This is a genomic window from Streptomyces sp. CB02366 (assembly GCF_001905905.1).
Classification (GTDB): domain Bacteria; phylum Actinomycetota; class Actinomycetes; order Streptomycetales; family Streptomycetaceae; genus Streptomyces.
The window spans coordinates 851058-874292 of record NZ_LIVT01000003.1; the positions used below are offsets into that span (position 1 = coordinate 851058).

At 72.7% G+C, this 23235-nt stretch carries 19 protein-coding genes; 15 read left to right on the forward strand and 4 right to left on the reverse strand.

All coding sequences use genetic code 11. The features are described 5' to 3' along the window. Nucleotides 1–282: 282 nt before the first annotated feature. Nucleotides 283–1539, forward strand: coding sequence for a hypothetical protein (locus AMK24_RS12435; protein ID WP_073768064.1), 1257 nt, complete (start codon nt 283–285; stop codon nt 1537–1539). 163 nt (nt 1540–1702) lie between these two features. On the opposite strand, the gene AMK24_RS12440 is transcribed toward AMK24_RS12435, so the two are convergent. Next, a complete protein-coding gene (locus tag AMK24_RS12440) occupies nt 1703–3439 on the reverse strand; it encodes a S1C family serine protease (protein ID WP_073768066.1) in 1737 nt (578 codons plus the stop codon). A gap of 201 nt (nt 3440–3640) precedes the next feature. On the opposite strand from AMK24_RS12440, the gene AMK24_RS12445 reads away from it, so the two are divergent. From AMK24_RS12445 to AMK24_RS12455, 3 genes are all read left to right on the forward strand, one after another. After that, on the forward strand, nt 3641–4486 hold the full coding sequence (locus AMK24_RS12445; RefSeq protein ID WP_199876421.1) for a glycerophosphodiester phosphodiesterase: 846 nt from the start codon (nt 3641–3643) through the stop codon (nt 4484–4486). A gap of 173 nt (nt 4487–4659) precedes the next feature. Further along, entirely contained in the window at nt 4660–5250 is a 591-nt protein-coding gene (locus AMK24_RS12450) for an ATP-binding protein (RefSeq protein ID WP_199876422.1), read from the forward strand. 183 nt (nt 5251–5433) lie between these two features. Next, on the forward strand, nt 5434–6399 hold the full coding sequence (locus AMK24_RS12455) for a DUF5926 family protein (RefSeq protein WP_073768068.1): 966 nt from the start codon (nt 5434–5436) through the stop codon (nt 6397–6399). 299 nt (nt 6400–6698) lie between these two features. On the opposite strand, the gene AMK24_RS12460 is transcribed toward AMK24_RS12455, so the two are convergent. Next, complete coding sequence (locus tag AMK24_RS12460; RefSeq protein WP_073768070.1) at nt 6699–7430, reverse strand: bifunctional DNA primase/polymerase; 732 nt, start codon at nt 7428–7430, stop codon at nt 6699–6701. Between the two features lie 642 nt (nt 7431–8072). Between AMK24_RS12460 and AMK24_RS12465 the strand changes: the two genes are divergently transcribed. Together AMK24_RS12465 and AMK24_RS12470 are read left to right on the forward strand one after the other, a co-directional pair. Continuing rightward, on the forward strand, nt 8073–9560 hold the full coding sequence (locus AMK24_RS12465; protein WP_199876423.1) for a PP2C family protein-serine/threonine phosphatase: 1488 nt from the start codon (nt 8073–8075) through the stop codon (nt 9558–9560). Nucleotides 9561–9676: 116 nt separating this feature from the next. After that, nucleotides 9677–11155 carry an aminopeptidase P family protein gene (locus AMK24_RS12470; protein ID WP_073768074.1) on the forward strand — a complete coding sequence of 493 codons (1479 nt, stop codon included), beginning with the start codon at nt 9677–9679 and terminating at the stop codon, nt 11153–11155. A gap of 99 nt (nt 11156–11254) precedes the next feature. On the opposite strand, the gene AMK24_RS12475 is transcribed toward AMK24_RS12470, so the two are convergent. Beyond that, complete coding sequence (locus tag AMK24_RS12475) at nt 11255–11848, reverse strand: ATP-binding protein (protein WP_073768076.1); 594 nt, start codon at nt 11846–11848, stop codon at nt 11255–11257. Between the two features lie 292 nt (nt 11849–12140). Between AMK24_RS12475 and AMK24_RS12480 the strand changes: the two genes are divergently transcribed. The 9 genes from AMK24_RS12480 to AMK24_RS12520 all read left to right on the forward strand — a co-directional run bounded on the left by AMK24_RS12480 (nt 12141) and on the right by AMK24_RS12520 (nt 22394). After that, nucleotides 12141–13004: a hypothetical protein gene (locus AMK24_RS12480; RefSeq protein WP_073768078.1), complete on the forward strand. Its 864-nt coding sequence runs from the start codon at nt 12141–12143 to the stop codon at nt 13002–13004. A 141-nt stretch (nt 13005–13145) separates the two neighbouring features. Then, nucleotides 13146–13889: a YcnI family copper-binding membrane protein gene (locus tag AMK24_RS12485; protein ID WP_073768080.1), complete on the forward strand. Its 744-nt coding sequence runs from the start codon at nt 13146–13148 to the stop codon at nt 13887–13889. A gap of 44 nt (nt 13890–13933) precedes the next feature. Next, nucleotides 13934–14593, forward strand: coding sequence for an SCO family protein (locus AMK24_RS12490; protein ID WP_073768082.1), 660 nt, complete (start codon nt 13934–13936; stop codon nt 14591–14593). Further along, the gene (locus AMK24_RS12495; RefSeq protein WP_073768084.1) at nt 14590–15036 is read left to right on the forward strand and encodes a copper chaperone PCu(A)C; all 447 of its coding nucleotides are present in this window, start codon (nt 14590–14592) and stop codon (nt 15034–15036) included. Before AMK24_RS12490 ends, AMK24_RS12495 begins: the two co-directional genes overlap by 4 nt. A 12-nt stretch (nt 15037–15048) precedes the next feature. Continuing rightward, nucleotides 15049–16974: a copper resistance CopC/CopD family protein gene (locus AMK24_RS12500; protein WP_073768086.1), complete on the forward strand. Its 1926-nt coding sequence runs from the start codon at nt 15049–15051 to the stop codon at nt 16972–16974. Nucleotides 16975–17049: 75 nt separating this feature from the next. Then, nucleotides 17050–18447 carry an iron uptake transporter deferrochelatase/peroxidase subunit gene (gene efeB, locus AMK24_RS12505; RefSeq protein WP_384579596.1) on the forward strand — a complete coding sequence of 466 codons (1398 nt, stop codon included), beginning with the start codon at nt 17050–17052 and terminating at the stop codon, nt 18445–18447. Between the two features lie 223 nt (nt 18448–18670). After that, nucleotides 18671–19606, forward strand: coding sequence for a prephenate dehydratase (pheA, locus tag AMK24_RS12510; RefSeq protein ID WP_073768088.1), 936 nt, complete (start codon nt 18671–18673; stop codon nt 19604–19606). 689 nt (nt 19607–20295) lie between these two features. Beyond that, nucleotides 20296–21573 (forward strand): serine--tRNA ligase, encoded by a 1278-nt coding sequence (gene serS, locus AMK24_RS12515; RefSeq protein ID WP_073768090.1) that lies wholly within the window; start codon nt 20296–20298, stop codon nt 21571–21573. Next, nucleotides 21570–22394 carry an HAD family hydrolase gene (locus AMK24_RS12520; RefSeq protein ID WP_073768092.1) on the forward strand — a complete coding sequence of 275 codons (825 nt, stop codon included), beginning with the start codon at nt 21570–21572 and terminating at the stop codon, nt 22392–22394. Before serS ends, AMK24_RS12520 begins: the two co-directional genes overlap by 4 nt. A gap of 79 nt (nt 22395–22473) precedes the next feature. Here AMK24_RS12520 and AMK24_RS12525 read toward each other — a convergent pair whose 3' ends face one another. After that, nucleotides 22474–23187, reverse strand: coding sequence for a hypothetical protein (locus AMK24_RS12525; protein ID WP_073768094.1), 714 nt, complete (start codon nt 23185–23187; stop codon nt 22474–22476). Between the last annotated feature and the right edge of the window lie 48 nt (nt 23188–23235).

Consider the following 23235-nt stretch of genomic DNA (forward strand, 5'->3'; position numbering starts at 1 on the left):
TAACCTACGCATCACCACACATACGGGTGAGTGTCGGATGCGGTCCCCAGGGTACGAAGCCGCTGCCCTCGCACCGGCGGCAGACGGGACCGTCGGCGGACCCGGCGTCAAAAGGCCTGGCAGCAGCGGTGTGCGCGGAAGAACGGTGGTGCGGGAGGCGTTTCCGGTCACCTTCGATCAGCAACGTGAGCGTGTCTGAACCAACCTAAACGTCCTTTTTGTTCAGAATGTCACTCACTGCCCCAGTTGAAACTAGGAAGTTCCCTTACCGAGGAGCATGTCATGCAGGTGCGCGAGTGGCTCCCAGACCAGCCCACCCGTATCGGCCGGCACGACTGGCCGGACGAGGGGGACAACGGGACGCACATGCGACTGCGAGCGGGCTCCATCGTGGTACTCGACCGGCAGGCGTGGCGAATTCTGGAGATCGACGGCTACCCGGGCGACCGGTGGCCGGACTCCTACGAGAAGGCGTGGCGCGACCACGTGGAACTGTGGTGGCACGCCAACGAACTGCGGCGGGCCAACAACCAGGCGGTCAAACCGGCCCCGGAACGGGCCGAGTTCTACAAGCGCCCGGTGGTGCTGGCGTTGCGCAACGAGAACCTGCCCCGTTCCGCGCCGAAGCACTGGTGCGCACCCGCCAGCCACGACTGGCACATCCTCCCCGAGCACTACGCCGTCTGCCGCGCCTGCGGCGAACTGCCGCCCTGCCGCCACGGGGAGTACCGCTGGGAAGGCGGGCCCCGCTCCCCGGAACAGAACGGCGGCATCCCGCTCATGGTGCCGGAGAACTGCTGCATGGGGTGCGCCGAGCCGATCAAGCCGCGGGTGCGGACCGTGCGCTTCCCGGGCCCCAACCTCTGGTACCCGGAGCTGGGGAAGGACACGGCCGTCTTCCACGCCCGCACCTCCTGTGCCGACCAGGTCGACTGCTACCGCATGCAGTGGCAGGCCGAGTATCACTCCCGCCACCCCGCGTCCCCCGCCGCCTCCACCCCCTCCGCCCCCTCCGCCACCCCCGCGTTCCCGGGTTTCGAGCACTTCGTGCTCCCCCGCACGCGGCAGGCGCGGGACGCGTCCCCGCACTTCGAACAGGCCCCCCGGCCTTCGCCGTCCGTACCGGCCGCGTCGGCCTGGCCGGATGAGGAGTGCACCTCCACGACGGGTGACTTCGGTACCGTCCACACCTGGTCCGAGGGGCGCGGGGAGACGCCGGTGACCGGCCCGCCGGCACCGCCCGCACCCGAGCCGTCGTACCAGCCGGCGCCGGCGGCCTCCGGCGCGCCCGCGGCGGACCCGGTGGCGGCGAGGCCCCCCACGACGGCCGATGCGCCCGCCCCCGCCGCACCGGCCGCGCCCTCCGCCGAGGACGTCGAGCCGGCGCTCCGGTCCGCCCGGGAGCTGGGCCTGGCCCTGGCGGAACGCCCGGCCTTCCACAACGCGGAGCAGGCGGCCCGGGTGATCGAGGAACTGACCGCCGCGGTCCGGAACATCGCGCTCTGCCTGAACAACCCGGCCGTACGCGAGCGCTCCTGACCCGGGCGCGAGGCCCGGCCTCCGCCACGACGGCCCTCACGTCCGTCCCCTCCGGCCGCTCGGGCGAGCCGCCCCGCGGCGGCGGGCCCGTCGCCGTACCGGCCGACGGGCCGTCAGGACCGCGTGGGAGGACCGGGCCGACGCGCGGAACGTCCCCGCCCGGTCAGCTGTCGCCCTCGCGCTGGCCCAGGGTGACTTCGGCCGTGGCCTCCTTGCCGTCGCGCTCGTACGTCAGGGTCACCTTCTCGCCCGGCTTGCGGGTCCAGATCTCGCCGATCAGGGTCGGGCCGCTGTCGATCACGGTGTCGTTGAACTTGGTGATCACGTCGCCTCCCTTGAGGCCCGCCTTGGCCGCCGGGCCGTTCGGGGTGACGGCCGGGGTGCCGCCCGCGCCCTCGGCGGAGATGGCCGCGCCGCCCGTCTTCTCCTCCATCGAGACCGTCGCCCCGATCACCGGGTAGACCGGCTTGCCCGTCTTGATCAGCTGTTCGGCGACGTTCTTGGCCTGGTTGATCGGGATCGCGAAGCCGAGGCCGATGGAGCCCGCCTGGGACTGGCCGAGGCCGCCGCCCGTCGACTGGATCGCGGAGTTGATGCCGATGACCGCGCCCGTCGCGTCCAGCAGCGGGCCGCCGGAGTTGCCCGGGTTGATCGAGGCGTCCGTCTGCAGGGCGCTCATGTACGAGTTCTTGTTGCTCTGGCCGTCCCCCGAGGCCACCGGGCGGTTCTTCGCGCTGATGATGCCGGTGGTGACCGTGTTGGAGAGGCCGAAGGGCGCGCCGATCGCGATCGTCGAGTCGCCGACCGCGACGCCCTCCGAGTTGCCCAGCGGGAGAGGCGTCAGACCCGACGGCGGGCTCTTGAGCTTCAGGACGGCCACGTCGTACCCCTGCGCCCGGCCGACCACCTCGGCCGCGTACTTCTTGCCGTCCGAGAAGGTCGCCGACAGTTCGCCGGACTCCGCGGCGGAGGCCACCACGTGGTTGTTGGTGAGGATGTGGCCTTCCTTGTCGTACACGAAGCCGGTGCCCGTGCCGCCCTCGCCGTCGCCGCCCTGGGCGTCGATGGTGACCACGCTGGGGAGCGCCTTCGCCGCGACCCCGGCCACCGTGCCCGCCGGACGCTTCAGGTCCTTGGGGGTGTCCGAGGCCGAGACCGTGGTCGAACTGCCGGAGGAGCCGCCGCCGTTGCGGTCGGCCGCCCAGAAGCCGAGGGCGCCGCCGACGCCGCCCGCCACGAGCGCCGCCACCGCGACGGCCGCCACCAGGCCGCCCGCGCGGCTCTTGCCGCCCCTGCGGTCCGGGGACTCGGGACCGGGCGGGACGGGGGCGCCCCAGACCGGACCGTGGCCGCCGCCGTGGCCGGACCCGCCGGACGCGTGCCCCGCGTTCCCGCCGGCGTACGACGGCACGGCGGGCGGGGGCGGAGGCCAGGAGGCGGCGCCCGCGGGGAGGTCGGGCGCCGCTCCGTAGGGGGAGCCGTGGGACGGCTGGGGAGGCTGGGACGGCGTCGGGTGGGCGCCCTGGGCGTACGCGGGTGCGGCGGCCGGGGCCCCGTGCGCCGGAGCCCCCTGAGGCGCCGGACCTCCTGGGTACGCCGGGGCGCCCTGGTGCGTGGGGTCGTGGCGCGGCGCTTCGGCGTACGCCGGAGCTGCCGGGGCCGGGGTTCCCCCGCCGGGGGCGGGCGGGGCGGCGTCCGGCGCGCCCGCGTCGCGCGCGGGAAGGCCCGCGGTGTCCTGCGCCGCGTCGTGCGCCGTCGCGGCGGGCTCGGGTGCGGCGCCCGGGGCCGGGCCCGCCGGAGCCGGCGGCACGGGAGCGTCGGCCGGCACGGGAGGTGCGGACGGAACGGACGGCACGTTCGGTGCCGCGTTGTCCTCGTTGCCCTCGTTCTCGGTGCTCACAGCTCTCTACTCCTCGGTTCCACTCGGCATCCAGTCGGCGTTCGGCAAGAAATCCGCTGTGCACGTGTCTGCGGTCAGCTTTTCCCACGACCCGTCGGGCCACTGTAAGCAGGACCTGTGCATCCGCACACCAATCTTTACATCAGACAAAACAGACCTCCAGGGTGACATGGGCTCAGCCGTTCCCCCGGCGGTGACACCATGGCCCGGGTGACCCACGCACGGCAGCGCACCGCGCGCACCTCCATCCAGGTCATCGCCCACCGCGGGGCCTCCGACGACGCCCCCGAGCACACCCTGGCCGCCTACCGCAAGGCGATCGAGGACGGTGCCGACGCTCTGGAATGCGATGTCCGGCTCACCGCCGACGGCCATCTCGTCTGCGTCCACGACCGAAGAGTGAACCGCACGTCCAACGGGCGCGGCGCCGTGTCGGCCCTGGAGCTCGCCGACCTCGCCGCCCTCGACTTCGGTTCCTGGAAGGACCGCGAGGAGTCGCCCGACTGGGATCCGGTTCCGGGCGAACTCACCTCCGTACTCACCCTGGAACGGCTCCTGGAGCTGTTCACCGACGTGCGGGCGACCGGGCGGCGGCTTCACCTGGCCATCGAGACGAAGCACCCCACCCGCTGGGCCGGGCAGGTCGAGGAACGGCTCCTGCGGCTGCTGAAGCGGTTCGGACTGGACGCCCCGCCCGCCGGGGAGCCCTCGCCCGTCCGCGTCATGAGCTTCTCCGCCCGCTCCCTCCACCGCGTCCAGGCGGCCGCGCCCGCGCTGCCCACGGTCTATCTGATGCAGTTCGTCTCGCCCCGCATGCGCGACGGACGGCTGCCCGCCGGTTCCCGGATCGCGGGGCCCGGCATGCGGATCGTGCGCAGCCACCCCGGATACATCGAACGGCTGCACCGCGCGGGCCACCGGGTGCACGTGTGGACCGTGAACGAACCGGCCGACGTCGACCTGTGCGCCGACCTCGGCGTCGAGGCGATCATCACCAACCGCCCCAAGCAGGTCCTGTCCCAACTGGGTCGCGTTCCGTACGCATGACGGCCCCGGAAACGCCTCTCACGCTCCCGACCTCGGACGTTACGGGTTGTGCCCCGGCGCACTCGCTACGCGGTCATTCGTCACGAGTGCGTCACCGGTAACGGGTTGGCCGGTTTCCGGCCCCGCTCGGTGGGGCATCCAACCCGTGGCATGGGGCAAAGGAGGTCTCGGGGGTGGCGTTGGTGGTGGCACACGAGGTGCCCGCGTCGTCGAGCATGGCCATTCCTCATGGCCCTGCCGGCGTGGGGCAGGCACGACACCGGATGCGCGAGCAGTTGCGCTGCAACGGGGTGTCGGACGCGGTCGTCGACGACGCTGTCCTGATCCTTTCCGAACTTCTCAGCAACGCCTGTCGGCACGGCAGGCCCCTGGGGCGGCACGCCGACGTCGGTGACGGGGACATCCGCGCCGCGTGGCGGGTGGACCCCGCCGGGGCCCTCACCGTGGAGGTCACGGACGGCGGGGGCCCGACCCGTCCGGTTCCGGCCACCCCTTCGGTCACGGCGCGCGGCGGCCGAGGGCTCAACATCATCAGCGCCCTGGCCCAGGAGTGGGGCGTACGGGACGACGCGCCCGGCGAGGTCACCGTCTGGGCCCTGGTCGCCTCGGAGAAGCCGCTCGGGGACAGGGGCGACACTGCCCCCGGCACGAAGGGCCTCCGCGCGAACGGCGCCGGTACGAACGGGGTCGGCGCCCACGGCGCCGGCGGGCTCACCGGTTTCGAGGGCCTGGACTTCTCCGACGTCTTCGACGACGCGAGCTGAGCCCGCGCGGACCGTTCGGGCCGGGGCTCGCGGACGCGCGGGAGAAGGGCGTGCCGGGTCAGCACGGGCGGCCGCGTGAGCCGGCCCCGTGGGGACGGCCCGAAGGCGTGGGGGACGGGCGGGCCCCCCGGGCGGCTAGGCTCGCGCCGAGTCCGCACTGTCGCAATCGGGAGAACGCCCACCATGGCCAAGAAGCGCCCTCAGTCCAAGGCCGGGAAGCCGCAGCTCAAGGACGGTGAGATCCCGGTCGTCGGGGCCCGCGAGCCCTGCCCGTGCGGATCGGGCCGCCGTTACAAGGCGTGTCACGGACGCGCCGCCGCCCAGGCCGTGACCGAACTGGTCCACCGCCCCTTCGAGGGGCTCGCGGGCGAGTGCGACTGGGTCGCGCTGCGCGAGTTGGTGCCCGCCGCCACGGTCGGGCTCACCCTCGTGGGCGGACTGCCCGAGGGGGTCCCGTCGGTGACGCTGGCGACGGTCCTGCCGATGGCCTGGCCCGCGCTGCGCCGTGACGACGGCTCCGTCCTGCTCGCCCTGCAGAACGACACCTCGTCCGGCGACCTCAGCCGCGACCTCGCGGACACCCTGCAGCGTGCGCTGGAGGCCGAGCCCGGCTCCCCGGTCGCCGCCCGCCGCGTACCGGCCGACGGCCCGCGCCTCCAGGACCTCCTCTCCGCGGACGCAGCCTTCGAGCCGGTCGTGCACACCGGGTTCGAGTTCTGGGTGCCGGACGCGGAGAACGCCGCGCCGGAGGTGGCGGCCTCGCTGGAGCGCGCGAACGCCGCCGCGATCCCGACGACGCGGCTGTCCGGCGTCGACGCCGCGTACTGGTGCGAGACCCCGGAGAAGAACCACCTGCGCTGGGTCATGCCGCACCCCGAGGAGCAGCTCCTCGACGCGCTCGCCCGGCTGCACGCGGCGGGCGCCTCCTCGCTCGGCGACGACACCCGTCTGGTCGGGTCGTTCCGGGCGCACGGGCTCGTGGTCCCCGTCTGGGACCTGCCGAGCTCGATGGGCGCCGAGGCGTGCGAGAAGCCCGCCGTCGAGTTCGCCGAGCGGCTGAAGAACGCCCTGGCGTCCGACACGCCGCTCACCGCCGAGGAGCGCCGGGCCCGGGGCGGCCTCACCAACCGCCAGGTGACCCTCAGCTGACCGTGCCCACCGGACGCCCCGGACGGTGACCCGCGTCACAACTCGCCGTACCCGTAAGTAAATCGGCGTCCCTACAGGCGAGATCGAATTTGCGAACAGCAGATCTCTTGTTACGGTTCTAAAAGCCCGGTCGCTGGTGCATCCCCCGTCGCCAGCGATCGGGCGTCCTCTTTTCCGGCTGCGATCCGCCTCCCGTGCCCTCTCCGGGTGTGCGGACCCCGCCCCTCCGGGCGCCCTCTCAGAAGCCTTCGTCCGAAGCCTTTCTGACGGCCGGTCAGTTCCCGGACGGGCGCCCCCGGTCAGTACGCCAGCCGGCTTCCCCCTCCCGGAGCGCCCGTGCTCGCCTCGACCAGAGCGTCCAGGACCGCTTCGACGTCCGGCAGCCAGGGCGCCGCGGGCGCCGCGCCCTTCGTCCGGCTCCGGAGCACCGGGCCGCCGGCGGGGGCGCCGGGCCGCGCGGGGGGCCGTTCCCAGCGGACCTGGCCCGTGCCGGTCCGGGACGGCGGCAGGACGAGGTAGCCGCCCTCACCGTGGAACCGGAGCGAGCTGGGCACCCAGTCCTTCGCGTACAGCAGTTCGCCGAGCCGCTCCAGGGTGTACGGGGCCACCAGCAGCGACCACCGGGTGGGCGTCGCCACGACCGGCCCGAGCCGCATGCCGAGGGCGTCGAGGACGCTCAGCGCTCCGGCCCCGGCGACGGCGGGCAGGCTCACCGCGCAGGGCGCGCCTCCGCCGGTCGCCAGCAGGAGGGGGGCGGCGGGGCGGTTGGTCCACCACCAGCGCACCATGCGCTCGTCCGTGGTGGCCGCCAGCAGGCCGGGGTCGAGGGGGTGTGCGCCCGGTACGGCGCAGTCGGGTTCGGGGCAGGCGCAGCCGAGGCCGCCGCCCTCGCCGGACGGCTCGCTCCGAGCCGTCCCCGCTCCGGGCAGGACCGGCCATTGCCATACGGTGGCGCAGGTCAGAGCCGCGTCCAGCCGAGCGGTCCCCTCCTTGCGCCGGAGCCTGCGTCGCCTTCCGAGGATCTCGCGCATGAGCGCTCGTTCCTTTCCGTTGAACGCCGAGTCCACATGACACCACGCGTAGGTGACACCACGTGCGTATCTCTTCGCTGTGCGTACGTGCTCATCGGTTCCGCGGTACAGATGTGCCGTCCTACCGTGCGTGAGCCGCGCCGAGCCGAGTGGAACCGGTCCGAATAGAACCGATCTGGGTGAAGCGGGGGCGGAACCCCTGCCCGGGACGAACCGGGTTCGGAGACGAACCGAGCAGAGTCGAGCGGAGTCGAACCGGACGGGGTCGAAGCGACCGAGCGGAGCCGTGCCGCCCCGGCGACGTCGTGCGGGTCGAGCCGGGCCGGCGATCGCCGGGCGAGGGTGGTCCGGGCCTCGCCTGCCGTCCCTGGTGCGAACCCCGCCGTCCGGAACGGGGCTTCGTCGTCACGGGTGAGGACGCCTGGACCCGCTGCCGGGTTCCTGGTCGAACACCACCGCACCCGGGCGACACCGTTTACGTACCCAGCATGCCCGGAATGACGCTCCTCCGGCGATGTGCGCCCCGGAGGTACCGCGGTTGAGCAGCCCCAGTCGATCGCAAATGACGTTCGGAGGGTGCACTTTTCAGCCAAGTTAACTCACACTGGGAGGGCGCGAATCGCCCGGTTCTCCAAACGGACAATGCTGGACATCGGGTTACTTGTACGTGTACATGTGGATGCATTGATAGCGGCGCAGAATCACATGGGGGTTTGCGATGCTATTCGACGAATCGCACCAGTCGGAAAGCTGGCTGCCATGAGCGCCCCACACCTGCCGAAAGTGGCTGGAATCGATCCAGAAGTTCCGGTTTCAACGCACACTGCCGCACCTCTGACCGAGGTTCCGAGCCCGCCCGGAGCGTTCATCCAGGACCGGCTGGCGGGCTGGGTCTCGGACCTCACGACTCTGCACGAACTCACCGAGCGGCTGGCCGGGACGAGCACGCTCGACGACGCCATGAACGAGCTGTTGCACGCCGGGGCCGCCCTCGTCGGCGCCCGCCGCGGGCTTCTCGTTCTGGAACCGGCGAACGGCGGGGGCCCCGCCACCACCCGGGCCCTGGGGCTCGGCCGAGCGGATCTGGGGCACCTCGAAACCGTGCCGCGCGCGGCCACCGCCCTCGGCCGGGCGCTCGACGGGCTGCCCGGCACCACCAACGGGATCACCAGCCCCGACCTGTTCGGGGAGGAGGGCCTGGACCCGCGCCACCGCGAGGTCGCCGTCCGGCTCGGCTACGCCGCGAGCTACGCCCTTCCGCTCTCCTCCGAGGGGGCCGGCCGGATCGGCGCGGCGCTCTGGCTCTACGACGAACCGGCCGAGCCCGCGCAGAAGCAGCGCCACCTCGCCGGCCTCTACGCCCGCTACGCGACCGAGCACCTGGCCCGCCTGATCGAGCTGGAGCGCGCTCGCGCCGACGTCGCCGCCGTCGCCGAGGAACTGCTGCCCAGCCGGCTGCCCCGGGTCCCCGGCGTGCGGCTCGCCGCCCGGCACCGCACCGGCCCCCGGGGCGGCGGCGACTGGTACGACGCGCTGCCGCTGCCCGACCGGACGCTCGGCCTCGCCGTCGGTTCCGCGGGCGGGTCCGGGCCGAGCGCCGTGGCCGCCATGGGCCGACTGCGCGCCGGCCTCCGGGCGTACGCCGTGATGGAGGGCGAGGACCCCGTCGCCGTCCTCTCCGACCTGGAACTGCTGCTGCGCCTCACCGAACCCGCGCGGACCGCGACCGCCCTCTTCGCCTACTGCGAGCCCGCCGCCCGCAAAGTGGTCCTGGCCGGGGCCGGGCACACTCCGCCGCTGGTGCTGGGCGACCGGCGCTGCGAGTTCGTCGAGACGGCGCTCTCCGCCCCGTTGGGGATGCTCGCCTGCTGGGAGGCGCCGAGCGTGGAGTTCAGCCCCGCCCCCGGCGAAACGGTGCTGCTCTGCACGGACGGGCTGCTGCGCCGCACCGGGGATCCCATGGACCGCGCCTTCGCCCGGCTGCACTCCGCCGCCGCCTCCGTGCCGAAGGCCGAGCGGCACGATCCGGCGGCCGTCGCCGACCACGTCCTGCGCGCCATGCTCCCCGACGGCCTCGACCGGAGCGACTCGGCCGAGGACGTCGTGATCCTCGCCGCCCACTTCGAGTGACCCGCCGACCGCCCCGGCGGCCCTCTCCCCGGTAAGAGGCCCTTCGGCCCTGTGCCCCCTTCCGTACGCCCGTACGATGGGTGCCGGCCCAGTGTCGTACCAAGGAGAGACAAATCGTGTCTGAGGAGCTCATCCCGGAGAACCCGGAGCAGGAGACCGAGGGAAACGAGGCGGAGAAGGTCAAGCAGCGGAAGAACGGCCTGTACCCGGCCGTCTCCGACGAGCTCGCCGAGAACATGAAGTCGGGCTGGGCCGACACGGAACTGCACGGCCTGCAGCCGATCGCCCAGGCCGAGCACACCGCCGCCCGGCGGGCCGCGCTCTCCGCCCGCTTCCCCGGCGAGCGCCTAGTCGTCCCCGCGGGCAACCTGAAGACCCGCTCCAACGACACCGAGTACGCCTTCCGCGCCTCCACCGAGTACGCGTACCTCACCGGCGACCAGACCCAGGACGGCGTGCTCGTCCTGGAGCCGACGGGTGACAGCGGCCACGAGGCGACGGTCTACCTGCTGCCGCGCTCCAACCGGGAGAACGGCGAGTTCTGGCTCGACGGCCAGGGCGAGCTGTGGGTCGGCCGCCGCAACTCCCTCGCCGAGGCCGAGCAGCTGCTGGGCATCCCCGCCAAGGACGTCCGCGAGCTGCCCCCCGCGCTGGCCGAGGCCACCGGCCCGGTCCGCGTCGTGCGCGGCCACGACGCCGCCGTCGAGGCCGCCCTGACCGACAAGGTCACCGCGGAGCGCGACGAGGAGTTGCGCGTCCACCTCTCCGAGGCCCGCCTGGTGAAGGACGCCTTCGAGATCGCCGAGCTGCAGAAGGCCTGCGACGCCACCGCGCGCGGCTTCGAGGACGTCGTCAAGAGCCTGGACAAGGCCGAGGCCACCAGCGAGCGCTTCATCGAGGGCACGTTCTTCCTGCGCGCCCGCATCGAGGGCAACGACATCGGCTACGGCTCGATCTGCGCCGCCGGCCCGCACGCCACCACCCTGCACTGGGTGCGCAACGACGGCGCGGTCCGCGCGGGCGAGCTGCTGCTCCTGGACGCCGGGGTCGAGACCAACGACCTCTACACCGCCGACGTGACGCGCACCCTGCCGATCAACGGCACGTTCTCGCCGCTCCAGCGCAAGATCTACGACGCGGTGTACGAGGCCCAGGAGGCGGGCATCGCCGCCGTGAAGCCGGGCGCCGACTACCGCGACTTCCACGACGCGGCGCAGCGCGTGCTCGCCGAGAAGCTCGTCGAGTGGGGCCTGCTCGGCGACCTGTCGGTGGACAAGGTGCTGGAGCTGGGCCTCCAGCGCCGCTGGACCCTCCACGGCACCGGCCACATGCTCGGCATGGACGTCCACGACTGCGCCGCCGCGCGTACCGAGACGTACGTCAACGGCACGCTGGAGCCGGGCGTCTGCCTCACGGTCGAGCCCGGCCTCTACTTCCAGGCCGACGACCTGACCGTGCCGGAGGAGTACCGGGGCATCGGCGTCCGGATCGAGGACGACATCCTCGTCACCGAGGACGGCAACCGGAACCTCTCCGCCGCGCTGCCCCGCCAGGCGGACGAGGTCGAGGCCTGGATGGCGCGCCTGAAGGGCTGAGCGTCCTCGCCCGGCACGTGAGGGCCGGTCCCTGCCGTGGCGGGCACGGCATGCGGGGCCGGTCCTTCCCGCAGGACACGCGCCGGGGCGCGCCGCTCACTACGCCGTGAGCAGCGCGCCCTCGCGCCATTTCAGGATCTTGTCGAAGCTGACCACCGCGCCCCGGCCCGGCCGGTTGCCGAACTGGACGTGGTCCGAGAGCTGTTCGATCAGGTTGAGGCCCCGACCGCTCTCGGCCTCCGCGTCCCGGGAGGAGGGCGCGGGCCGCGGGGACTGCCGGTCGCGGTGCTCCGCGCTCCCCGCGTCCTGCGGATCCTCGGGACGCTCGTGGTGGGCGGGGTGCTCGTGCTGTTCGTGACGCGCGGCTGGGCGAAGCGCGCGCCGGGCGGGGAAGCCCGGCCCGGAGTCGCTGACCTCGATACGGCACTTCTCGCCGTCCAGATAGGCCGTGACCCGGTACTGCCCGGAGTCCGGGGCGGGGCGTGCGTACCCGGAGTCCCCCGGCTCTCCGAGAACCGTGCGGGAGCCGCCGTGTTCGACGGCGTTCGCACAGGCCTCGCTGAGCGCGAGCGACAGGTCGAAGGAGATGTCCGGATCCACCCCGGCGGTTTCCATGGTGCCGAGCAGAAAACGACGGGCGAGCGGAACGCTCGCAGCTTCGCGCCGCAAATGGAGAGACCACCAGATGCTCATCTTCCAGCCTCCTGGCTGCGGCTCGACGTATCGATACGTATTGCCGCACTCGGCACTTCGTAAGCACGGATCGGACGGCGGAGCCCTCGTTCGGCGGATGCGGATATCCGGCCGCCCGGTGTATGAACCGGCCCGGCCGCAGGTCACCGGGGGCGCGTTCCGGTGCCCGGGAACGCGCCCCCGGTCCGTACATCCCCCGCGAACGGGCGAAACAAGCCCGGTTGGGGACGGAAGCTGATCTTCCGGACCTGCCGTACGGCCGTGGGGATCGCAGTGCGATGATGTCTCCGCCATGTCCACGCCTCTCGCACGCGCCGGAGCCGGTCTGCGGCTCATGAGGGCCGCGGTGTTCACCGCGGTCTGCGTCGTGCTGTCCGCCGCCGGGCACGCGTTCGCGGCCCGGACGGCGGTGCCCGGGTGGACCCTGCTCGCCGCGTTCCTCGGTGTCTTCGGGGCCTCCGCGGTCCTCGCCGGGCGGGAGCGGTCCCTTCCCTCGATCGCGGGGGCGCTGGCCGGTGGCCAGGTTCTCCTGCACGGACTCTTCGCGTACGGCGGCCACAGCGGCGCCCCGGCCGCTTCCGGGGGCACGGGCGGCGACGGTCCGCTCATCCGGTTCGCCGCCGGACTCGTGTGCGGTGAAGGGCCCGCGGGGCTGAACGCGGCCGACGCCCACCGCATCGTCTCCTCCGCGGCCATCGACCCCTCGACGCTCCCGGGAGCCCACGACCACCTCGCGGCAGGCGGCGCCGGAGCGGCCCGGGCCGCCGCGGCGGCGGGCCCCGACGGCGCCTCCGGCTTCGCGCAGGTCTGCGCCGCGGTCACCTCGATGCTGCCGGGCCTGCCGATGCTGCTGGTCCACGTCCTCGCCGCGCTCGCCACCGGCTGGCTGCTGCGGCGCGGCGAGATCGCCCTCTTCGGACTGGCCCGGCTCTCCGCCCACGGCGCCCAGGCGCTGGCCGCCGGAGCCCGGCTGCGCTCCCTGCGGGCCGCGCTCGCCCTCGTCCGCGCGCTGCGGGCCGGGGAGCGGGAACTGATCATGGCCGGGCCGCGCATGCCGCGCCCGTTCGACGACGTCCCCCTGCCGACGCCCGGGGATCCCCTGCAGCATCTGGTGATCAGGCGCGGGCCGCCGGCCCCGTACGCCCTCGCAGCCTGACGCGACGCCTCCACCGGGCCCCGCGGGCCGTCCGTGCGCACCCGCGCGCACGCGCTCCCGTACGGAACCGCGCCACGAGGTGTCGTGCCGCCGCCGCGCATCCGCGCGCCGGATCACCCGTTTCCTGTGGAGATTCCTGCCATGAAGCTTTCCCGCATCGCCCTCGCCGGCGGCGTCGCCGCGTCCACCGTCCTGCTGGTCGCCGGCCCGGCCGCCGCCCACGTGAGCGTCCAGCCGGTGGGCGAGGCCGCCAAGGGCGGTTACGCCACGCTCAACTTCAAGGTCCCCAACGAGCGCGACCAGGCCTCGACCGTGAAGGTCGAGGTGAACTTCCCGGCCGACCACCCGCTCTCCTCCGTCACCCCGCAGGCCGTGCCCGGCTGGAAGATCACGATCGACAAGAGCAAGCTCGACAAGCCGCTGGACGTCCACGGCAAGAAGATCACCGAGGCCGTCTCCAAGGTGACCTGGACCGCGGACGACGGCGAGATCGCCCCCGGCTACTTCCAGCAGTTCCCGGTCTCGGTGGGCGCGCTGCCCGAGGACGCCGACCAGCTCGTCTTCAAGGCGATCCAGACGTACGACAACAAGGAAGTCGTCCGCTGGATCGAGGAGCCCGAGGCGGGCGGCGACGAGCCCGACAGCCCGGCCCCGGTCCTGAAGCTGACCGCCGCGGCCGAGGACGGCCACGGCGGCGCGGCCGGCGACGCCGGCAAGGGCGACGACCACAAGGCCGCCGACTCCGACGCGCCGGCCGGGAAGAGCAGCACCGCCGCGTCCTCCTCCAGCGACACCACCGCCCGCACCCTGGGCATCATCGGCATCGTCATCGGTATCGCGGGGGTCGCGTTCGGCGTCCTCGCGGGCCGTCGCCGCTCGGCCTGACCGGCCGCTCCCCTCACCCGCACCACGTTCAGGACGTCTCTTCCATGCGCAACAGAAAAGCAGTGACGGCCGCGGCGTTCGCCGCCGCGGCCGCACTGGCCCTCTCCGCCTGCGGTACCGGTGACGACAAGGCGGACTCCTCGTCCATCGCCGACGTCAGCGCCGCGCCGAAGACCAAGGCCGCGACCGTTCTCGACCAGCCGTTCACCAAGCCGAACCTCGTCCTCACCGACACCCGCGGCAAGGAGTACGACCTCCGTGAGGCGACCAAGGGCAAGCCGACGCTCATCTACTTCGGCTACACCAACTGCCCCGACGTCTGCCCGCTGACCATGAGCAACATCTCCCTCGCCAAGCGGGAGCTGCCCAAGGCCGACCAGGAGAAGCTCCAGGTCGTCTTCGTCACCACCGACCCCGAGCGCGACACCCCCGCCTCGCTCGGCAAGTGGCTCTCCGCCCAGGACCCCTCCTTCACCGGTCTCACCGGCGACTTCCCGACCATCCAGGCCGGGGCGCGGCAGATCGGCATCGGCATCGACGCGCCGAAGAAGGAGAAGGACGGCACCGTCGTCTCGATGCACGGCGCCCAGGTGATCGCGTTCTCCCCGAAGACGGACGAGGGGTATGTGCTGTACGGCGAGGACACCAGCGCCGAGGAGTACACCGAGGACCTCCCCAAGCTGATCAAGGGGGAGGCGCCGTGAACCCCCGTACGGCCCTCGCCGGCGTCCTGGCGCTCGCCGCGGGGCTTGGCCTGGCGGGGTGCTCGTCGACGGGCGAACCGGATCTGGAGGTCGTCGGCGCCTATCTGCCGCAGCCCGTCAGCGACATGGCCGCCGGGTTCCTCGTCGTCCAGAACAAGGGCGACGCCGGGGACCGGCTCACCTCGGTGACCAGTCCGCTCTCCGACGACGTCACGATCCACGAGACGAAGGACCGGAAGATGCGGAAGGTCTCCTCGTTCGAGGTGCCCGCGGGCGGCGAGCTCGACCTCGAACGCGGTGGCAACCACATCATGTTCATGAAGCTCAAGCAGAAGCCCAAGCAGGGCGAGAAGGTCTCCGTCGAGCTGCACTTCGAGAAGGCCGGCCCCATCACGGTCGACCTGCCGGTGAAGGAAACCACCCACAACCCGAAGAAGCAGTGAGGGACTGAGCCGATGTCTGCCACCGCCCCGTACGCCGGACCGCCCCCGATACGCCGGGCCGTCGCCGCCGCCGCGTTCCTCGCCGCACTGGCCGGCCTGGTCTTCGGGCTGCTGCTGGCCGGCGCGGGCCCGGCGTCCGCGCACGCCGCCCTCACCGGGAGCGATCCGCAGGACGGGGCGGTGGTGGACACCGCGCCCCAGGAGGTCACCCTCAGCTTCTCCGAGGCGATCGCCGTGGGCGACGACTCCATCCGGGTCCTCGACCCCCGGGGCGAGCGCGCCGACACCGGGGCCGGGCCGAAGGACCTGTCCGAGGGTTCCACCGTCCGCTACGGCGTCTCCCTGCACTCCGGGCTGCCGGACGGCACCTACACCGTGGCCTGGCAGGCGATCTCCGCCGACAGCCACCCGATCTCCGGCGCCTTCACGTTCTCCATCGGCGCCCCCTCCGAGACCACGGTCGCCCTGTCCTCGCAGCAGACGGGCGACGGACCGGTCGGCGTCGCCTACGCCGTCGCGCGCTACGCGGCGTACGGCGGGTTCGTCCTGCTCGTCGGCGGCAGCGCGTTCGTCCTGGTCTGCTGGCGGGGCGGCGCGTCCGCCCTGCCGATGCAGCGGGTCGTGGTCCGCGGCTGGCTCACGCTGACCGCCGCGACCCTGGCCATGCTGCTGCTGCGCAGCCCGTACACCGGGAGCGGGAAGTTCGCCGACGCCTTCGACCTCGCCGGGCTCCAGGACGTACTGGAGACCAAGCCCGGCGCGGCGCTCGTCTCCCGGCTGCTGCTGCTCGGGGCCGCCGCGCTGTTCATCGCCGTCCTGTTCGGCACGTACGCCCGGCGCGAGGACGCGGGGGAGAAGAAGGACCTCACCTTCGGGCTGGCGGTCGGCGGCGGGGTGGTCGCGGCGGGCCTCGCCGCGACCTGGGCGATGTCCGAGCACGCCTCGACCGGCATCCAGGCGGACATCGCCATGCCGGTGGACGTCCTGCATCTGCTGGCCGTCGCCGCCTGGCTGGGCGGGCTGGTCTCGCTCCTGGTGGCCCTGTACCAGACCCCGGACATCGGGAGCGCCGCGGTCCGGCGCTTCTCGTCGGTCGCGTTCGGCAGCGTCGTGGTGCTGGCGGCGACCGGGATCTACCAGTCCTGGCGGCAGGTCGGCTCCTGGTCGGCGCTGACCGGAACCCGGTACGGGCAGCTGCTGATCATCAAGGTGGCGCTGATCGGGGTGCTGCTCACGGTCGCCTGGTTCTCCCGGCGCTGGACGGGGCGGCTGACGGACCCGGCGGAGGCCGCCTCCCCGCCGCGGGACGCGGAGGAGACCGAGGAGCCGGGGGCGGGGGCGGTGGAAGCCCCGGAGGCCGATCCCGAACGTGCCGCGCAGCTGGCCCGTCAGCGGGCCGCCCTGACCGCGACGAAGGAGAAGCGGATACGGGATGCCGACCCCGAGCGTTCCGGACTGCGCCGCTCGGTTCTGGCCGAGGCCGCCGTAGCCGTCGTCCTGCTGGCCGTCACCACCCTGCTGACGTCCACCGAACCGGGCCGTACGGAGGAGGAGGCCGCCGCCGGCTCCCCCGGGGCGTCCGCGCCGGCGGCCGCGGGCCCGGTCAATCTGAGCATGCCGTTCGACACCGGCGGCCGGAACGGCAAGGGCACCCTCCGCATCGACCTCGAACCCGGCCGCACCGGCTCCAACGACCTGCACGTGTGGATCGACGGCAGCGGCGGCGAGCCGATGGACGTCCCCGAGCTGAAGCTGGCCCTGACCCTGGAGGCGAAGGACATCGGCCCGCTGCCGGTCGTCCCGGACCGGTTGGCCGAGGGGCACTGGTCGGCGAGCGGGGTGCAGATCCCGATGGCCGGGGAGTGGAAGATCGACGTGACGGTACGGACCTCGGACATCGACCAGGTCACCATCGACGAGAACGTGGAGATCGGCTGACCCCCGGGGGCGCCGACAGGATGAGGATCGGCTGAGCACGGTGAGCACGACCAAGACGAAGATCGGCTGAGCACGGTGGGCAAGACCAGGAAGCAGACTCCGGCCAGGGCCTCCGGAGCCGCCACGACGGTCGTCGCGGAGAGCACCGGGGGTGGCGCAGGCCGCACCGGTCCCTCGGGCGACGGCGGTACGGACGGCGGCGGAACGGGTGGCGGCGCCGCCCTGTCCCGGCGGCGGCTGCTGGGCACAGCGGGCGCGGCGGGCGCGGCGGGCGCGGCGGGGTTGGTCCTGGGGGCCGGGGGCGGGGCCCTCGGGTACGCCGCCACCCGGCCGGAGGGACCGGCCGCGTTGACGACGGTCGGGGCGACCGAGGCGATGTTTCACGGGAAACATCAGCCGGGGATCACCACTCCGCTTCAGGCCCGGGGCCATCTCGTCGCCTTCGACCTGGTGGCGGGAGCGGGGCGCAAGGAGGCGACGGCGCTGCTGCGCCGCTGGTCCGCGGCGGCGAAGGAGCTGATGGCGGGCCGCCCCGCGGCGGGCGCGCCGGACGGTCCCGGCCACGACACCGGGGTCGCGTTGGACGCGGGCCCGTCTTCCCTGACCGTCACCTTCGGATTCGGCCGTACGTTCTTCGCGCGCACCGGTCTGGGCGACCGCCTGCCCGCCGCGCTCGACCCGCTGCCGGCGTTCTCCGCCGACGCCCTCGACGCCAGGCGTTCAGGCGGCGACCTGTGGGTGCAGATCGGCGCGGACGACGCCCTGGTCGCCTTCCACGCGCTGCGGGCGCTCCAGAAGGAGGCCGAGGGCACGGCCCGGGTGCGGTGGCAGATGAACGGTTTCAACCGCTCCCCCGGCGCCACCGCCCGGCCGATGACCGCCCGCAATCTGATGGGCCAGATCGACGGCACCGGCAACCCGAAGCCGACCGACGAGGACTTCGACCGGCGCGTCTTCGTCCCCGCCTCCCCCGGCGAGCCGCAGGAGTGGATGGAAGGGGGGTCGTACGCCGTCTTCCGCCGGATCAGGATGCTCCTGGATGACTGGGAGAAGCTTCCGGTGGAGCACCAGGAGCGGGTCATCGGGCGGCGCAAGGCGGACGGAGCGCCTCTGAGCGGGGGGTCCGAGACCACGGAGATGGACCTCGAGAAGGCGGGTCCGGACGGCAGGCCGGTGATCCCCGGCAACGCGCACGCCCGGATCTCCTCGCCCGGGGAGAACGGCGGGGCCGCCATGCTGCGCCGTCCGTTCTCGTACCACGACGGCATCGCGGAGGACGGCGCTCCGGACGCGGGTCTCCTCTTCATCTGCTGGCAGGCGGACCCGTTCCGGGGCTTCGTGCCGGTGCAGCGCAAGCTCGACCGGGGCGACGCGCTGTCTCCGTTCCTCCGGCACGAGGCGAGCGGCGTGTTCGCGGTGCCGGGCGGGGCGGCGGAGGGCGAGTACGTGGGTCAGCGGCTCCTGGAGTCGTAGCGGAGACGGCCGGTGGGGGCACGTCCACCGGCCGGGCCGGTCGGCGGGGGCGCGTCGGAGCGCTTCGTCGGCCCGCGTACGCCCCTGCCTCGCGCCTCTGCCCCTGTCCCTGCCTCGCGCTCCTGCCCCTGAGCGGAGCAGGCGCTTCCGGGCCCGGCCGGGCCCCGGCGCCCGTATTCCGGGACGGCCTGGCGGACCTCGGAGGGCACATTAGGCTGAACACATGTCAGCCACGCGCTACGCCTACCTCGGCCCCGAAGGCACTTTCACCGAAGTCGCCCTCCGTATGCTCCCGGAGGCAGCCACCCGGGAACTCGTCCCGATGGTGTCCGTGCCGGCCGCCCTGGACGCCGTGCGCAGCGGCGAGGCGGCGGCGGCGCTCGTGCCGATCGAGAACTCCGTCGAGGGCGGCATCACCGCGACGCTGGACGAACTGGCCGGCGGAGAACCGCTGATGATCTACCGCGAGGTGCTGCTCTCCATCACCTTCGCGCTGCTGGTACGGCCCGGTACCGCGCTGTCGGACATCAAGACGGTCACCGCCCACCCGGCCGCCCAGCCGCAGGTGCGCAACTGGCTGGCGGCCCACCTCCCGGGGGCCGTGTGGGAGTCGGCGGCCTCCAACGCGGACGGTGCCCGGCTGGTCCAGGAGGGGCGCTACGACGCCGCTTTCGCGGGGGAGTTCGCCGCCGTCACCTACGGCCTGGAACCGCTGGTGACGGAGATCCACGACGCGGAGAACGCGCAGACCCGCTTCGTCCTGGTGGGCCGCCCCGCCCGGCCCTCCTCCCCGACCGGCGCGGACAAGACCTCCGTGGTGATCTCCATGAAGGAGGACCACCCCGGCGCGCTGCTGGAGCTCCTCCAGGAGTTCGCCGTGCGCGGCGTCAACCTGATGCTGATCCAGTCCCGGCCGACCGGCGAGGGCATCGGCAACTACCGCTTCGCCGTGGACGCGGAGGGGCACATCGCGGACCGGCGGGTCGGGGAGGCCCTGATGGGGCTGAAGCGGATCAGCCCGAACGTGCGGTTCCTCGGCTCGTACCCGCGGGCGGACGCCTCCCCGGGCGAGGCACGGCCGCTGCGGGCGGGGACGTCGGACGCGTCGTTCACGGAGGCGTCCGACTGGCTGGCACGCTGCCAGGACGGCCGGGTCTGACGGCAAAGCGAGCGGGCCCCGGCACACCCCACGCTTCCGGGGCGGCCTCCCCGAGCGGTATCCCGCGGTGGGCTGCGGATCGTCACGCGAGCGAAAGAGTTATCCACAGGCCGGACTCTCCGCCTGGGGACAAGTCGACACTCCCGCGCGACATCATCGACAAATCACCCCAGCGCCTCTGGAGTGGCCCACAGGGGTACGAGGCGGAACAAGGCGTCACGCGTCCTCCACATCGCCCACATATGGCCGATCACCCCTTTGCGGCGACGAATTCCCACCCGAACGAGCGTACAGAACAGGTTTGACGGGGATTCGGCGGCACTTCGGCCGAGTGCCGGCACAAGGCCCTCCGGCATCCACAGAACTTCCACACAGCCTGTGGATAACTATTCCGGCACCGCCCCCCTGTGGACAACAACGCCCGCCCCGCCTCCGACGCCCGCCCCGCCCCAACTCCCGTCCCCTCCCCGCCGGTAGGCCCACACGGATCACGCCTTCCGCCCGGTTCGGAGGAGTTGGCGGCGATTATCGACCCCCTCCCCTCGCCGACATCGCCGCCACCGCCGAAATCCCGCCCGGAGAGAAGTGACAATTACCCTCATAAATGTCATTTCTGGCAATTCGCCCATAGGGACACGCTCGGTGATATCGGTTCGAGGGCGAGAACCGCGCACCGGTAGCCTGGTGGGGTGATTGACCTTCGCCTGCTCCGTGAGGACCCCGACCGTGTTCGCGCCTCCCAGCGCGCCCGTGGAGAGGACGTCGACCTCGTCGACGCCCTGCTCTCCGCCGACGAGCTGCGCAGGTCGTCCGGCGTCCGCTTCGACGAACTCCGCGCCGAGCAGAAGTCGCTCGGCAAGCTGATCCCCAAGGCCACCCCGGAGGAGCGCGCCGAACTCCTCAAGAAGGCCGAACAGCTCAAGGCCGAGGTCAGGGCGGCCGACGCCGCCCAGGACGAGGCCGACGCGGAGGCCAAGCGGCTGCTGCTCCAGCTCGGCAACATCGTCCACGAGGACGTGCCGGTCGGCGGCGAGGAGGACTTCGTCGTCCTGGAGACCCACGGCACCATCCGCGACTTCGGCGCCGAGGGCTTCGAGCCCAAGGACCACCTGGAGCTCGGCGAGGCGCTGGGCGCCATCGACATGGAACGCGGAGCGAAGGTCTCCGGTTCGCGGTTCTACTACCTCACCGGCGTCGGCGCGCTCCTGGAGCTGGCCCTCGTCAACGCGGCGATCGCGCAGGCCACCGAGGCCGGCTTCGTCCCGATGCTGACCCCGGCGCTGGTCCGCCCGCGCGCCATGGAGGGCACCGGCTTCCTCGGACAGGCCGCGGAGAACGTGTACCACCTGGAGAAGGACGACTACTACCTGGTCGGCACCTCCGAGGTCCCGCTCGCCGCGTACCACATGGACGAGATCATCGACGCGGAGAAGCTGCCCCTGCGGTACGCCGGGTTCTCGCCGTGCTTCCGCCGCGAGGCCGGCACGTACGGCAAGGACACCCGCGGCATCTTCCGCGTCCACCAGTTCGACAAGGTCGAGATGTTCTCGTACGTCGACCCGGCGGACGCCGAGACCGAGCACCGCAGGCTCCTGGAGTGGGAGAAGCAGTGGCTCACCGGCCTGGAGCTGCCCTTCCAGGTGATCGACGTCGCCACCGGCGACCTCGGGGCCTCGGCCTCGCGGAAGTTCGACTGCGAGGCGTGGATCCCCACCCAGGGCAAGTACCGGGAGCTGACCTCCGCGTCGAACTGCGACGGCTTCCAGGCCCGCCGCCTGTCCGTCCGGATGCGCGAGGGCAAGAAGGTCCAGCCGCTGGCCACGCTGAACGGCACGCTCTGCGCCGTACCGCGCACGATCGTGGCGATCCTGGAGAACCACCAGCTCGCCGACGGCTCGGTCCGCGTGCCCGAGATGCTCCGCCCCTACCTGGGCGGGCGCGAGGTCCTGGAACCGGTCGCCACGTGACCTTCCCCTACAAGCTCGTCGCGACCGACCTCGACGGCACGCTGCTGCGCGGGGACGGAACGGTCTCCGGGCGCACCCGCGAGGCCCTGGCCGCCGCCACCGCGGCCGGCGCCGCGCACATCGTCGTCACCGGACGGGCGGTGCCCTGGACCCGGCACATCCTGGACGACCTCGGGTACGAGGGGCTCGCCGTCTGCGGCCAGGGTGCGCAGGTCTACCACGCGGGCGAGCACAAGCTGCTGACCTCGCTGACCCTGGACCGGCAGCTCGCCGGTCTCGCGCTGGCCAAGATCGAGGCGGAGGTCGGCCCCCTGCACCTGGCGGCCGGCCGCGACGGTCTGGACGGCGAGGTGCTCGTGGGCCCCGGCTACCGGGTGCAGGAGGGGCCGCTGCCGTACGTCTTCGTGGAGGACGCCGCGGAGATGTGGACCGCCCCGCTCAACAAGGTCTACCTCCAGCACGCGGAGCTGGACGACGACGCGCTGGCCTCCGCCGCGAGGGCGGCCGTGGGCAGTCTGGTCGACGTGGTCATGGCCGGGCCCGGCGTGGTCGAGCTCCTGCCGCTGGGCCTCAGCAAGGCGACCGGCCTCTCGCTGGCCGCCCGCCGGCTCGGGGTGAAGGCGGCCGACACGATCGCCTTCGGCGACATGCCCAACGACATCCCGATGTTCGGCTGGGCCCGCCACGGCGTGGCCATGGCCAACGCCCACGACGACCTGAAGGCCGTCGCCCACGAGATCACCGCCTCCAACGAGGACGACGGCATCGCGGTGGTGCTGGAGGAACTGCTCCGCTCGGCATCCGTGCAGTCCGCGCGGTAGCCCTCGCGGCGGAGCGCCCGCCCCCGTGCAGCGCGCCGGCGGCCCGGCACCGCGACCCGCGGTGCCGGGCCGCCGTTCCCTACCGCTGTCCGTGCTGCCCGCGCCTCTCGCCACGGCGGCGCAGGTCCTTCATCTGCCGGGCGAAACCGTCCAGCCGTCCGTCGAGGCGCACGACGTCCTGCTGGACGTCCGCCAGCCGCACGCTCATCGCCCCGACCACCTGGTGCGTCAGCTCCACCTTCCGGTCGAGGCTGTCGAGCCGCTCCGACATCCGCGCCAGCACCGGCCCCAGCTCCTGCAGCGCGCTGCCCACCCCGGAGAGGCGGCTTTCGATGCGGGTGACGCGCTGGTCGAGGGAGGCGTACCGCTTACGCAACGGCTCCTCGGCGTCCAGGAGGTACGTCCGCACACAGCGGGCGATGTCGCTGTCGCGAAGCAGCATGGCGATGTTGAGGACGGTGCGGCGGGTGTAGAGGGTCAGCTGCGTGGCAGCCTGTGGATAACTTTCCCTCCCCGCTCCCTCCCATAGGGACAACATGTCCCTATGGAAAAGCCGCAGCTCAGCACCGCGCAACAAGACGAGTCCGTTCTCCGTGACTTCCGCGCGGTGCCGCTGGGTCACCTTCTTCACGGCCTCTGTGGATACTTCGAAGTAACGGGCCACGTCCCCTGTGCGAACGTGAATTCCGTCCGGGAGCATGACCAGGCTCCTCACTTTGTCGAGGACGTCGACGCGCCCCATCTGCTCCCCGCGCAGCGCGCGCGATTCGAGCAGGGCGACTTCCGTGGGCATGGGTGTGCCTTTCGTACGAGGGAACTACGAGGGAGCAGGGAATGACGA